This window comes from Pseudovibrio sp. POLY-S9 (assembly GCF_001431305.1).
Classification (GTDB): domain Bacteria; phylum Pseudomonadota; class Alphaproteobacteria; order Rhizobiales; family Stappiaceae; genus Pseudovibrio.
Window position 1 is genome coordinate 194,076 of sequence record NZ_LCWX01000237.1, and the last position, 13,604, is coordinate 207,679.

At 52.6% G+C, this 13,604-nt stretch carries 12 protein-coding genes and 1 pseudogene; 7 read left to right on the forward strand and 6 right to left on the reverse strand.

The window, feature by feature from the left end:
• Positions 1-429, forward strand: a pseudogene (locus tag PPL9_RS24930) (iron reductase); the annotation flags it as partial.
• Between the two features lie 209 nt (positions 430-638).
• Positions 639-1,511, forward strand: a complete 873-nt coding sequence (locus PPL9_RS24935) for a DUF1989 domain-containing protein (protein WP_057465229.1) — start codon at positions 639-641, stop codon at positions 1,509-1,511.
• A 37-nt stretch (positions 1,512-1,548) separates the two neighbouring features.
• On the opposite strand, the gene PPL9_RS24940 is transcribed toward PPL9_RS24935, so the two are convergent.
• Complete coding sequence (locus tag PPL9_RS24940) at positions 1,549-2,535, reverse strand: zinc-dependent alcohol dehydrogenase family protein (RefSeq protein WP_057465230.1); 987 nt, start codon at positions 2,533-2,535, stop codon at positions 1,549-1,551.
• A gap of 299 nt (positions 2,536-2,834) precedes the next feature.
• On the opposite strand from PPL9_RS24940, the gene PPL9_RS24945 reads away from it, so the two are divergent.
• From PPL9_RS24945 to queF, 5 genes are all read left to right on the forward strand, one after another.
• Positions 2,835-5,591, forward strand: a complete 2,757-nt coding sequence (locus PPL9_RS24945; protein ID WP_057465231.1) for a hypothetical protein — start codon at positions 2,835-2,837, stop codon at positions 5,589-5,591.
• Between the two features lie 219 nt (positions 5,592-5,810).
• Complete coding sequence (queC, locus tag PPL9_RS24950; protein ID WP_057465232.1) at positions 5,811-6,509, forward strand: 7-cyano-7-deazaguanine synthase QueC; 699 nt, start codon at positions 5,811-5,813, stop codon at positions 6,507-6,509.
• Entirely contained in the window at positions 6,509-6,865 is a 357-nt protein-coding gene (gene queD / locus PPL9_RS24955; RefSeq protein WP_057465233.1) for a 6-carboxytetrahydropterin synthase QueD, read from the forward strand. The genes queC and queD overlap by 1 nt, the downstream gene beginning before the upstream one ends.
• The gene (queE, locus tag PPL9_RS24960) at positions 6,844-7,584 is read left to right on the forward strand and encodes a 7-carboxy-7-deazaguanine synthase QueE (RefSeq protein ID WP_057465234.1); all 741 of its coding nucleotides are present in this window, start codon (positions 6,844-6,846) and stop codon (positions 7,582-7,584) included. The genes queD and queE overlap by 22 nt, the downstream gene beginning before the upstream one ends.
• 72 nt (positions 7,585-7,656) lie before the next feature.
• Positions 7,657-8,124 carry a preQ(1) synthase gene (queF, locus tag PPL9_RS24965; RefSeq protein ID WP_057465235.1) on the forward strand — a complete coding sequence of 156 codons (468 nt, stop codon included), beginning with the start codon at positions 7,657-7,659 and terminating at the stop codon, positions 8,122-8,124.
• Between the two features lie 128 nt (positions 8,125-8,252).
• Here the strand turns inward: queF and rbsK are convergent, their stop codons facing one another.
• From rbsK to PPL9_RS24990, 5 genes are all read right to left on the reverse strand, one after another.
• Positions 8,253-9,170: a ribokinase gene (gene rbsK, locus PPL9_RS24970; RefSeq protein WP_057465236.1), complete on the reverse strand. Its 918-nt coding sequence runs from the start codon at positions 9,168-9,170 to the stop codon at positions 8,253-8,255.
• Positions 9,171-9,179: 9 nt separating this feature from the next.
• Positions 9,180-10,175, reverse strand: a complete 996-nt coding sequence (locus PPL9_RS24975) for a substrate-binding domain-containing protein (RefSeq protein WP_057465237.1) — start codon at positions 10,173-10,175, stop codon at positions 9,180-9,182.
• Between the two features lie 69 nt (positions 10,176-10,244).
• Positions 10,245-11,126 carry a ribose ABC transporter substrate-binding protein RbsB gene (gene rbsB / locus PPL9_RS24980; RefSeq protein WP_057465238.1) on the reverse strand — a complete coding sequence of 294 codons (882 nt, stop codon included), beginning with the start codon at positions 11,124-11,126 and terminating at the stop codon, positions 10,245-10,247.
• A 29-nt stretch (positions 11,127-11,155) separates the two neighbouring features.
• Positions 11,156-12,100 (reverse strand): ribose ABC transporter permease, encoded by a 945-nt coding sequence (gene rbsC / locus PPL9_RS24985; RefSeq protein ID WP_057465239.1) that lies wholly within the window; start codon positions 12,098-12,100, stop codon positions 11,156-11,158.
• Between the two features lie 5 nt (positions 12,101-12,105).
• The coding region (locus PPL9_RS24990; RefSeq protein WP_208989615.1) for an ATP-binding cassette domain-containing protein at positions 12,106-13,604 on the reverse strand (1,499 nt) is incomplete at its 5' end.

The window sequence follows — 13,604 nt, forward strand, 5'->3', positions numbered from 1 at the left end:
GGTGTCGGGATCACACCTTTCCTGTCATGGGCGCAGACTTTGAGGGGTGATGAGACCGGACAGATCTATCTTTACTATGGTGTCCGCAACCGGTTGGAGAACCCGTTTGAGGAGGAGCTGGACGCACTGCAAAGCCGTCTGCCGAACCTTCATGTGCAGTACTTTGAGTCTGACATGGGCGAGTACATCGACGCGCGGTTGCTGAAAATCCTACAGGGAAAATTCTTTGATGTGATGCCAATTGCGTTTTGTGGTCCGGAAGTTATGCGCAAAGCGTTGATACGGGATCTGAAAGCCCTGAAGTACCCGATGCGCTTATTTCATTATGAAGAATTCCAGATGCGCTCCGGCCTTGGTTTCCGAAAGCTGTTTAAGTTTCTGCTTCAGCAAGTTAACCGGCATTCCGGCAAGTTCGCCCCGGCCAAGTAGAGCTTGGCCAACATGAGGATCGCTGCATTGCCCGTCAGTGCAGCGATCAACTCTTTCAAGCCAGATACAAGGTTTAACTGTCTGGCTTCATGGTCCCTTCGAAAGGTGCCGGGACTGAAGGGATCAGTGAAATTAAATCAATATATTAATTGAGATTTGGAGGGTTCAATCAGAACCAATAATTCTGCTCTTTTTAGGATCATTGGCTCATGACAAAAATCGCCTCCCGCTCGATTACGACCGACATTCCTGCTCCTTCCGAAGATCGTCGCTCCAAGTCTCCTATTGTTTGTTACGAAGTAGATCATTTGCCTGCCTATAACGCTGAGCTTTATCAGCAGGCCAAAGAGAGCCTGGAGAAGACCGACGAAGTTGTCGTGCCACCGCGTGATGGCGGTCATTTCAAGGTGCCTGCTGGCCACTTCTTCCGGATTGTGAGCGTTGAAGGCCCGCAGGTTGGCGATCTCAACTTGTGGAATGCCAATGACATTAATGAGCGGTTTTTCAGCGGCAAGACCCGTCAGCTGCACGCCTCGCACCTTTCAACCGGAGACCGGCTCTGGAGCACCATGCCGTATCTGCGTCCGATGGCGACGATTACACAGGATACGCTGGACTGGTACGGCTGGGATGAGGATGGTGCGGGCGTCCATGATGTGATTGGAACGCGCTGCGACCCTTACACCAACCACATGCTCAAGAATGTGGACTACAACCATTGTTGCCACTCCAACCTGACCCGTGCACTGGCAGATGCAAAAGGTCTTTCGTTAGATGGCGCTGAGCCGCATGTGCATGATGTGATGAACGTCTTCATGTGCACGGGCTTTACCCGCGACACCCACCAATACTTCATGAAAGCCAGCCCTGTTCGTCCGGGTGATTTTATTGAGTTCTTTGCAGAGATCGATCTTCTGGGCGCGCTTTCTACCTGTCCGGGTGGTGATTGCGGCAGCAGTCACTCTGATGACGATACGCCGTGCTATCCGCTTCTTGTCGAGATCTTCAAACCGGCAGAGGGTAGTTTGAAAGGCTGGTCTGCCGCAAAACGCAGTGGTTATGCAGGTGGGCACCAGGCCTGATCCTTTTTGATTTGGCCAGACGCAGTTGTTTGTCGTGTTACGGCACGAGGACAGCTGCGCCGGATAACCGTCCCCCTCGCAAATCTTCCAGTGCCTGATTGGCCTGTTCCAGTTTGTAGGGAATGCAGTGAGTTTGTACGCCTGCTTTTTTGGCGAGGGGAAAGAACTCCAGCCCGTCTTCGCGGGTCAGGTTGGCAACGGAAACAACCTCCCGCTCCTCCCACAACAATGCATAGGGCATTTGCGGGATGTCGCTCATATGAATGCCGCCGCACACCACGCGCCCACCTTTGCGCAGAGCGCACAGCGCTGTTGGAACAAGTGGCCCCACGGGGGCGAAAATGATCGCCGCATCGAGTTTTTCGGGCGGCTGGTCTTCAGAGCTGCCTGCCCAAGTGGCTCCAAGCTCTCGTGCGAAGTTCTGCGCCTGCGTGTCGCCTGATCTGGTGAAGGCATAGACATCGCGGCCTTGCCAAATGCAGACTTGCGCGATGATGTGAGCAGCGGCGCCAAAGCCGTAGATGCCTATCTTTTTGCCTTTGCCAGCCTTCTTTAAAGAGCGCCAGCCAATCAATCCGGCACACAGGAGTGGTGCAAGGGATACGGGATCGGCTTTGTCGTCCAACTCAAACGCAAAGTGACGACCTGCGATGGTGTGCGTCGCAAAGCCGCCATCGCGTGTATAGCCCGTGAATATGGGATGATCGCAGAGATTTTCCTGATGGCTTTGACAAAATGAACAACAGCCGCATGTATGCCCAAGCCAGGGAATGCCTACTCTTGTGCCGATTGTGAGATCATCAACACCTGCCCCACATGCCCGCACCCTGCCGACAATTTCATGACCGGGAATGAGCGGGAGCTTTGGTTTCGTCAGGTCGCCATCCACGACGTGAAGGTCTATCCGGCAAACTGCGCAGGCTTCAACCTCAATCAGGATTTCGCCGGAGCGCGGTGTTGGTGGCGCAGCACGTTCCTGCAAGACAAGTGGCTTTCCAATTTCGGTCAGAACCATTGCTTTCATGAGGGCATTCCTTCTCACGCAGGCTTGGATTGTGCTCAGATTATACGCTGTTGTCCTAAGAAAGTCTGGCGTGGTGTTTGCGGTTCCCCGTTGTTGCTGTGCGCTGCAGAATTAGATCAAGAATAAGAGAAAACCGAACCATTTATCACAACGCATATTTCATCTGGGTCCGTCATAACAATCTGGTGCGCGTGTGCGCGACGACTTGTTGGAGTGGAGCCTTGCGGAGATGCCATGTGCGTCTGCCCGCTGGTTTTCCTGTTTGAGTACCTCTCATAATTAAGGTGAGTGAACCTCCGATGCCCGGAAATCAAAATACCGATACTGGCACTGACACCAGTCCTATTCCTGCAGAAGACCAAATGAACCAGAGCGAGGAAACCTGGGCTCAGCAAATCTATAAGCTATGGGGCGAAATGCTTCCAACCTGGGCAGATGCATTTGGCGAAGTTTATGAAGCAGAACGGGAACGGGAACGGGAAGAGCTTGCACAGGCAACAGCCCGAATGGATGAAGATGACCGTCGTCAGGCTGAGCAGGAGTTACGACACGATGCTGCTTCTACATTGGCATTTGAGGATAGTGAACGTTTCTTCGAACTTAAAAATGAGATGACCTTACTCGAATCCAATCCCATGGAAGCGATCGACATGCCAGATTCACCTGACATGTCGCTGAGTAAGGTGATCATCGATCAGATCGCAGCTTTCAATTTGCAGAAGGAAGAACTTTTTCTGGAAGTTCAGGTCTTTAAGGGTCTGGAAGCTGAGAAGCTGGCTTTCACAACCGCTAATGAGCTGGTTGGGATGCTTATAGACAAAGCCTATATTCAAAGCGGCGTTTACAACTTTGCCGCTTGCGAAGTGACTCTGTCCGAGATGGAACGCAAGCTCAAAGACATGAAAAACCTTCTTCGAGATGCCCAAGTGCATCCAGCAACCTATGTCAGTAACGAAGACCAGGTTCTGATTGGTCAGGATGTTAAGAAGGTGAAGGAGATCATCTTTAATTTGCAGGACGCTGGTTATACTGGATTGGGAACAAGCCTGCTCATTGAAATGAACCAGTATCAGGATGCGGTGTCACGGCCATCCGATGCGCGCTGGACAGAGCTTATGTCTGATGCGGAGGCCTGTAATAAAGCTCTGCCGGAACTGCGCAGCTCGGCCAAATATATTGAGACCCTGTGCGAAAGCATGACCATGGCGCAGCCAACAACTGCTGCTGCAGATACGCTTGAAGAACTCCGTGACTATCAAAGTGAAAGTTCCCGCGACCTTTCATCAACCCTGCGCGTTATCGCGAGTCTCAAGGCTAAGGCTGAACGCCGTGAAAGGTGGATCAAACAAGAGGAATGGGCCGAGAAAAATCTGGATGTACGCACCCAGGCCTATCGAAAACAACTTGAGAAGTTTGTCGTGTTTGATGCAGACCATCAGGTGGTTACCAAAGAAAGCAAGACTGAAGCCCGTGCTCGCGCAGTTGATACGGAAGGGCTGGATAAAGATGTCATGGCAACAATGCCGAAGCGACCCAGCGGCAAGGATGTTAAGGCTGTTCCCCGTGCGACGATCAGCAAGCTTTTGGAATCTTTTGAGTTTTTGGATGAAATGCGGTTATCGGGTGTGACAGGTATGGAAGCCATTGCACTTGAAGAATTCATCAAGACAGAAGACATTCTGGAAGGCATCAACTCCAATCCGACCGGATATGATGACCTTCAAACACGCACGCAGAAGATGCTTGATAAAGTTGCAACCACCAAATCCGGCAAGAAAGCGATTTATTACGTTGAAGCTAAGATGAACCTTGAAGAGGATATCCGTCTCTTACGCGAACAAGCGCCGGATATGAACATCAACAAGGCGCTCGGTCGGTGCAACAAGCTGGAAGGAACACGATTTCATCCACTCCTGAGACAGCTCGAGGAATCCCTCGCCTTCAGACAGGTCTTTGAGATGAAGCTGGAACCGATTGAGAAGATATTCAAGGAAATCCCAGGTTTGCTTGCCAGGCTGGGTAAAGCCCGCCCTGAACTCGCCATGAGATTCAAGAAGATCTGGCAGCCCAAGCAGGAGAAAGTCTATCACGGTGAGCTGGAGCTGGAACTGAAACAGGCGAAAGTCACCGCTCATAACGCTGCCACTGTTGATGATGTGAAAGAAGCCATCTCACAGGTGAATACCGTCAAGATTAAAGCGGACAAGTATGTTGAAGAGTTGAGAGCTCGTGTAGCGCTGCTTGGCGAGGATGTGGATGGACCTGTCACCACCCCTGAGCGGGATGAGTTCTTTGAGAAAATCGAAGAAGACTACAAAAATGGTGTTCAGCTTGAGATTGACCGCAAGGTTGCCAAAGGCAAATTCAATGAAACCTCCGGCCCTATGAAGGATGAGCTGGAAATGCTCACCGCGAAGTCCAAGAGCTGGAAAGGTGCAAAGGCACTTTTGAAGGGCTTCCCCCGTATTGACGAGGCCACTTTCGATCCAACCCGTTTCAAAGATCTACTGACAGAGGTAAAGCTGCTTGAACAGGAATGCGCAGTAAACTCCTCTTATGATGAAAACATGGACCGGCTGAAAGAGCTAAAGGGCATGTATGATGCCATGCGCGGCGAGCTGACAGGCTTTAGAGAAGACATCGCCAAGGATGTCGTTAAAGCCGCAGAGAAAGCTATCACGCGTATGGAATCTGCAAAGGCGTTTGCTGAAGGCGACTTCATCACTGGTGTTGCCAGCCAGCAAGAAGCTGGCGAAGATTATGTCAATGCGGGCAGTTTAAAGCGGTTCACCACCTGCGTATCAAAGCCAATTATACCAGGTGAGCTGCGATCGTATGCGCAGGTCATCGGTGACAGCAAGAAATCACTGACAGAGCGCAAGAAGGCCCGCGAAGAGGCGTTACGCCTTGTGCGGCCCTTGCTGGCACGGCTCGACAGCGACAAGGCGATCAAGCTTTACAGGCGGCATCCCTTCAGCGAACTGGACAATGACATCAATGTCCTGAGGCCCGTTCTGGTGCAGCTTGAAGTTAAACTGTTGACCCTCGCGTCCTGATGCATACGAACCCTGCGGCACCGCATGTGGTCGCAGGGCACATTACACGCAACTATAAAGTGTGATTTGCATTTACACTCAGCAGGTTATCCATGAGATGTATACAGAGGGTGAATTAGTCCTTTTCCTTGAGGTTTTAGTCTGGTAGTTACCGATTTGCTCAGCAATGAGTGCCGGTCGCAGCCTACCCGGCAACAGCGAAAACAAGGACTAAACCTTATGAAGACTATCGTAATCTGCTCAGGCGGATTGGATTCGGTCACGCTTGCCTACAAGGTTGCGCGTGAAAACGAATTGCTCGGCCTCGTCTCTTTTGACTATGGCCAACGGCACAAAAAAGAGCTGGACTATGCAGCGCATGCTGCAAAGCAGCTTGGTGTGCCGCATCATATTCTGGACATGAGCCAGATAGGAGCGCATTTAAGCGGCTCCGCTCTAACCGATGATGTTGATGTTCCCGACGGCCATTATGCCGAAGAGAACATGAAGGTCACTGTGGTTCCCAACCGAAACGCAATCATGCTGTCTATCGGCTTTGGCATTGCGGCTGCTCAGCAGGCCGATGCTGTGGCTGCGGCGGTTCATGGGGGTGATCATTTCATCTACCCGGACTGTCGCCCTGGCTTTATCAAAAACTTTGAAGCCATGCAGAAGCTGGCTCTGGACGGCTATGCCAATGTGAGCCTTTACACGCCATTTGTAGAAATCTCCAAAGGTGCCATCGTTGAAGAAGGTGCCCGGATCAACGTGCCGTTTGAGGACACGTGGTCCTGCTACAAAGGCGGAGAGAAACATTGCGGGCGGTGCGGCACCTGTGTCGAACGGCGAGAAGCCTTTGATCTGGCAGGTGTTGAGGACCCAACAGAATACGCGGATCCCGACTACTGGAAATCCGTGGTGGAACGAGCGGAACCATAATGTACAAAATCACAAAGGAATTTCACTTCTCGGCGTCGCATCAACTCTGCGAAATGCCGGAGGGACATCCCTGTGCGCGCCTGCATGGCCACAACTACATTGTGGTGATTGAACTTGCCAGCAAGGATCTGGATGAACATGGCTTTGTGGTGGACTTCACTGAGTTGAAGCCGCTCAAGCGTTTCATTGATGATGAGCTGGATCACCGTCACCTCAATGAGGTGTTCGGACACGATCAGGTTACCTCTGAGTTTCTCGCCAAGACCATCTATGAGTTCTGCAAAGGGCACTGGGTGGAGACCTGCGCTGTGCGTGTGAGTGAAACGCCGAAAACATGGGCGGAATACCGACCATGAGTAAACTCAGTATCAGTGAGATCTTCGGGCCAACCATACAAGGCGAAGGTGCTTTGATTGGTGAGCCAACCGTGTTTGTGCGCGCTGGCGGCTGTGATTATCGTTGCAGCTGGTGTGATACATTGCATGCGGTGGACAGCGCCTATCGTCATACCTGGGACCAGATGGACAGTGCGGACGTCTGGCACAAGATTGAGGAACTGTCCGGTCATCAACCGATCACAGTTTCCCTTTCTGGCGGCAACCCTGCTATTCAGGATTTTTCGCAAGTAATCTCACTCGGTAAAGCGAAGGGTTACAAATTCGCAATCGAGACGCAGGGATCAGTTGCACGGGACTGGTTTGCAGATCTGGACACGCTGGTGCTGAGCCCGAAGCCGCCTTCCTCTGGCGAAACTGTCAATTGGGACAAGTTCGATGCCTGTCTGGATGCAGCCCTCAACTCGGCCACCTGTGTGATCAAAGTGGTTGTGTTTGATGACGTCGATTACGACTGGGCCAAGGACGTTGGTGAGCGCTACCCTTATCTGCCGATGTACCTGCAACCGGGGAATCATACCCCTCCTCCACCTGAGGATGATGATGCGACCATTGACATGGACGGCATCATGGACCGCATGCATTGGCTGGTGGATAAAACTGTTTCCGACCAATGGTTCAAGCCACGCATTCTGCCACAGCTGCATGTGCTGCTGTGGGGCAACAAGCGCGGCGTTTAAAGCATATTCCGGCAAGCTGGTGATCAGCCTTTGATGACGGAAATGCATGAGAACGAAGAATTCGAGAGAACAATGAGCAACGACGATATCTATAAAAACCTGACCATGCTGGGCGGTGATACTGTTCAGCCGCAGTCCCCTGAAGAAGCGGTTCTGGAACGGGTTCCAAACCCACAGCAGGGCACGCCTTATGCAATTCGCTTCACAGCACCAGAGTTCACCTCTCTGTGCCCGATCACCAATCAACCGGATTTTGCTCATCTGGTGATTGATTATGTGCCGGACCAGTGGTTGGTTGAGAGCAAATCTTTGAAACTGTTCCTGACATCCTTCCGCAACCATGGTGCGTTCCACGAAGATTGCACTGTGTCCATCGGTAAGCGTCTGGTGGACACACTGAACCCGATCTGGCTGCGTATTGGCGGTTACTGGTATCCGCGCGGTGGTATTCCGATTGATGTGTTCTACCAGACCGGCGAAGAGCCAAAAGGCGTCTGGATTCCAGAACAGGGCGTGCCGACCTATCGCGGTCGCGGCTAAATATCTGTTTAGGATGCACTCAGTTGGGGTTGCGAAAAGGTTGCCAACCCCAACTTAGCTTTTCTGAAAGGCCTTAGAGCATAGCGAATTCTTGTCATTTGATTGAATTCAATCAAATGGAACGCGCTCTATGCACCCATCAGAGCTTCGACTTCAGCCAGAGTTGGCGCGGATGTGGCTGCACCATGTTTGGTGGTGGAGAGAGCGCCGCACGCTGCTGCGAAACGGACTGCTTCGGCCAACGTTTTGCCGCTGTCCAGCGCATATGCCAGACCACCGTTGAAGCAATCTCCTGCTGCCACAGTGTCGATCGCGTTCACCTTGAACGGCTCCACGAAGCCTTCACTTGTCTCATCCTTGAAGTAAACACCGCGTGCGCCCAGTTTCACGACAGCAGCTGCAACGCCCTTTTCACGCAACAGGTTTGCAGCATGGGCTGCTTCTTCTGCATTGGATGGGCGGAAACCAGTGAGGATTTCAGTTTCTGTCTCGTTGGGCGTTACAACATCTACGTTTTGCAGGAAACCTTCCGGCAGACCATCGACGGGTGCTGGCGCAGGGTCAAAGATCACTTTGCCGCCTGACGCGCGAACTTTTTTAGCGGCGCTCAGGCACGTTGCGACCGGAATTTCCAGCTGCATCAGCATGATTTTAGCGTTTTCCAGCACATCTGATGTGCGCTCCAGATCGCTTTCGTCGACAGCAAGATTTGCGCCACCAATCACGGTGATGCTGTTTTCGGAATTTGCGTCCACACCGATCACCGCGATGCCGGTGCCGTGGTTTTCATCCAGATGCACATGCTCGGTTGAAACGCCCATGTCTTTCAGGTGCTGGGCTGCGATGTCGCCAAACCCGTCTTTACCGATGCGGCCTACCAGTAGCGCATCACCACCCAGCTTTGATGCTGCAACGGCCTGATTGCAGCCTTTGCCGCCCAGGTTGATGGCGTAGCTGTGTCCATGCAGCGTCTCGCCCGGCTGTGGCAGCCGGTCAGAACGGGTTGTGATATCAACATTGATGGAACCGACAATGACGATGGACATGAATACTTCCTAGTTAACAACAGAGCTGCGGACGATCAGTTCAGGCACCAATTGGATGACTGGCGGCATTTCTGTCTTTTCTTCCAGATGATTGATCAGCGCTTCTGCAGCGCTCAACCCAAGCTCGAAGCTGGGCTGTTTGATGGTTGTGAGCGCTGGCGCCATGTAGGAGGCGTACTCAACATCATCGTAGCCGATGACGGAGATATCCTCTGGAATGCGCAGGCCACGTTCGTGAATGGCGCGATATGCCCCCATTGCCATCAAATCGTTGAAGGCAAAGATTGCTTCGGGCTGGCTATCGGCGTCCAATATCTGCTTCATGCCTTCATACCCGCTGGATGCGGTGAGAAGGCCTGCGGCTTGCCACTTACTTTCTACCGGCAACCCAGCAGCGTTCATGGCATTTTCAAAGCCTTTGTAGCGTTCAATAGAACGGGGATGATCTTCCGGCCCCATAAGACAGCCGATTTTGGTTAGGCCACGCTTGATCAGGTGTTCTGTAGCCAATCTGCCGCCCAGTACGGAGTCATCCTGCAAAGTGCAGGCGTTTGGGTGCGGGGCGGAATCCAGAATGGCTTTGGGCAGTTTGCCGAGCTTGCTGATTTGCTGGTACAGCGCCGGGTCTGTCTTGGTGGTCATCACCATGAGGGCATCAATGCGGCGCTGAAGCAAGGTGTTGAGATTTGCCAGCTGCCTGTCGGACTGATGACCTGAATTGCACAGGATGAGACTGAAATTGTGTTGGTAGCACCCCTCTTCCACACCGCGCACAACGTCAGCAAAGAAAGGGTTGGAGCTGCTTGAAACCAGCATACCGATGATGTTGGTGCGCTTTACCTTGAGCGCGCGCGCCATCATGCTTGGCTGGAAGCCGAGAGCCTGAATAACTTCCTCGACTTTTTGTTTGGTCAGGGGTGCAACGTAGCGCGTCTCGTTGATCACGTGAGACACTGTAGATGCGGATACCCCCGCAGCTTGTGCAACATCCTTGATACTGACCATTTCCGCTCCGGTTTTAAGGGTCGGATCTGGCGCTTACGCCAAACTCGATCTTATTCAGATTACTTGCACTTACTTGGTAACAAGCTTCAGCGCAACTGGGGTATACGCATCAACTTTTTCACCTTTGAGGACTTTGTCCGCAGTGTCGACGCCGATGGAACCAATCATGCCAGCTTGCTGTGCAACAGTTGCCAGCATTGTACCTTCTTCAACAGCTTTTACGCCGTCATCAGTACCATCAAAGCCAACAACGAGGATGTCGCGGTTTGCCGCTTCAATTGCCTTGATTGCGCCCAGAGCCATTTCATCGTTATGTGCGAAAACAGCGTTGATTTCTGGCTGTGCCTGCAGGATGTTTTCCATCACGTTCAGGCCTTTGGTGCGGTCGAAGTCTGCTGGCTGAACTGCAACCAGTTCAATACCGGAGGCGCCGTGCATTGCTTTTTTGAAGCCTGTACCACGATCACGTGCAGCAGATGTTCCTGGAACACCTTCCAGCTCAACAATCTTACCGCTGCCGCGCAGGGTTTCAACGATCAGCTCACCAGCCATTTCGCCGCCGAGGATGTTGTCGGATGCCACGTGGGACTCCACTTTGCCGCGTGCTGCACCACGGTCCAGAGTAACCACTGGTACGTTTTTGCGGTTTGCAGCGCGGATGGAGCTGGAAACAGCGTCAGAGTCTGTTGGGTTGATGAGCAGGATCGAAACGTTCTTGCTCAGCACGTCTTCCACGTTTGCCAGTTCTTTTGCAGGATCGTTCTGGCTGTCGAGAACAACAATCTTGTAGCCGAGCTCATTTGCGCGTGCTTCAGCACCTTCTTTCAAGGTCACAAAGAACGGGTTGTTCAGGGTGGACACGACCAGAGCCAGTGTGTCCTGTGCCATTGATACTGCTGTGGAGCCGAGAAGAAGAGCAGCACCTGCTGCCAAACTTACTAGTTTTTTCATAGAAACCTCCCGAGGTTCAGTTTGATTGCTCACGCGTTTGATTTGCCACGGCTGTCGACGACAACCGCCAGAAGGATAACCGCACCTTTCGCGATCATCTGGTAGTAGGATGAAACATCCATAATATTCAGTGCGTTATTCAACACACCGATAATGAGGGCACCAATGATGGTGCCAAAGATCCGCCCCTTACCGCCAGCAAGGCTTGTGCCGCCGAGAACCACGGCTGCGATCGCATCGAGCTCGTATCCCAGACCAGCAGTCGGCTGGGCAGATTCAAGGCGAGCTGTCAGGATGATGCCTGCCAGTGCAGCGAGCGCTCCGCTGAGGGCGTAGACAAGAATTTTGACTTTTTTGACATTGATACCGGACAGACGAGCCACGTTTTCATTGCCGCCAATGGCGTAAACGTAACGACCGAAACGGGTCTGGCTGAGAACGAACCAGCAGAGCGCGAAGATGACCACCATCAGGATCACCGGGTTCGGAATGCCGAGAATATAGCCACCGCCGAACTGGTAGAAGCTTTCGGCCACATCAAAGTAACCTGTAGAGATTGGGCGGCCCTGCGTATAGACCAGCGTCGCGCCGCGGATCATGGTCATGCCAACCAGCGTTGCGATGAACGGCTGAACGTTGAAGTAGCTGATGATTACGCCACTTGTTGCACCAAGGCCCGCACCAACCATAATGGTGGCGATCAGTGCGATGATGAGCGGCGTATCCATGCCAATGAGACTTGCGCAGATGGCACCAGCGAAGGCCAGAATGGAGCCAACCGCCAGATCGATGCCCGCCGTCAGGATCACAAAGGTCATGCCCATGGCGATTACTGCGTTGATCGAGGTCTGACGCAGGATGTTGAGCATGTTGTCGATGCCAAGGAAGTTGGCATTGGCGAAGGACACTGCGGCCATCAGGATGATCAGGCCAATCAGAGACTTATTTTCACTGATAAAGTCGTTGAGCTTCATCTGTTTTACCCGTTCGTTTGGCCAGCAACGGCGCAGCGCATAATGTTTTCTTGAGTGGCTTCGGCTCGTGCGAACGATCCGGTCAACTTGCCGCTGGACAAGACGTGGATGCGATCAGAGATACCCAGAAGCTCTGGCATGTCGGAGGAGATCAGCAGGATGCAAAGACCCTCTGCCTTCAGCTTGTTGATGAGCGTGTAGATTTCGCGTTTTGCGCCTACATCCACGCCGCGCGTGGGCTCATCAAGAATGAGGACCTTAGGTTCCGGCACCAAAGACTTGGCGATGGAGACCTTTTGCTGGTTGCCGCCGGACAGATTGGAGATGATGGTGTTTGCATCTCTGGTCTTGATGGCGAACGCTTCGATGTATTCGCTGATGGTGACGGCTTCAGAGGCTTTGTTGACGAACCCGAGCACATTGCAGAACCGGTCCAGCCCTGTGAGGGACATGTTGGTGCCCAGCTCCTGTGACTGGACGAGACCTTCCTGCTTGCGGTCTTCAGTGACGTAGCCAATCTGCGCTTTGACGCCATCCTGTGGTGATTTAAGGCGGATTTCTTTGCCGTCGATCTTAACTGTGCCACTGTTGATTGGGTTTGCGCCAAAGATTGCCTTGGCAAGCTCTGTGCGCCCTGCTCCAACAAGGCCTGCGAACCCGACAACTTCACCAGCATTGGCTGTGAAGGAGACCTCTTTTGCGCCATGAGCGGTTAGGTTTTCAACCTCAATGCGCACATCACCCGGAGCAGCTGGTACAAACGGATACTGATCGGAAAGTTCCCGGCCCACCATATGGCGGATCAGATCATCCTCAGTAATCTCGGAGACTGGCCCCTGATGGACCATCTCACCATCGCGCAGGATGGCGATGTCATCACACATCTGGAAGATTTCACCCAAACGGTGTGAGATGAACACGAGACCTTTGCCTTGCGCCCGCAGCTCGTCCACGACTTCAAACAGGATTGCTGTCTCAATATCGGTGAGCGCGTCGGTTGGCTCATCCATGATGATCACTTCAGCGTTCAGCGAGAGCGCTCTTGCGATCTCAACCATTTGCTGCTGCGCGATGGAGAGCTTGCCCAGTGGCGTTTTAGGATCGATATCCTGTTTCAACTGAGCGAGGTATTTTTTGCTTTCCCGCTCGATCACATCCCACTGGATTTTGCCCAGTTTGGTGGGTTCCCGGCCCAGATAGATGTTCTCAGCAACGGACAGTTCAGGCAGAAGATTAAGCTCTTGGTGAATAATGCCAATTCCGGCATCCATGGACTGACGTGCCGTGGTGAACCTGACTTCTTTGCCCTTGTAGATCACCGTGCCTGCATCGCGCTGATAGATGCCCGATATAATTTTCATCAGGGTTGATTTACCAGCTCCGTTTTCACCGGCCAGCGCCACAACGCGCCCAGCCCGGATCGTCAGATCAACGGATTTGAGCACGTTGATCCCGGAGAAGGATTTTTCAATTCCCTGAAGTTCAAGAAGGGTTGTCACTGGGT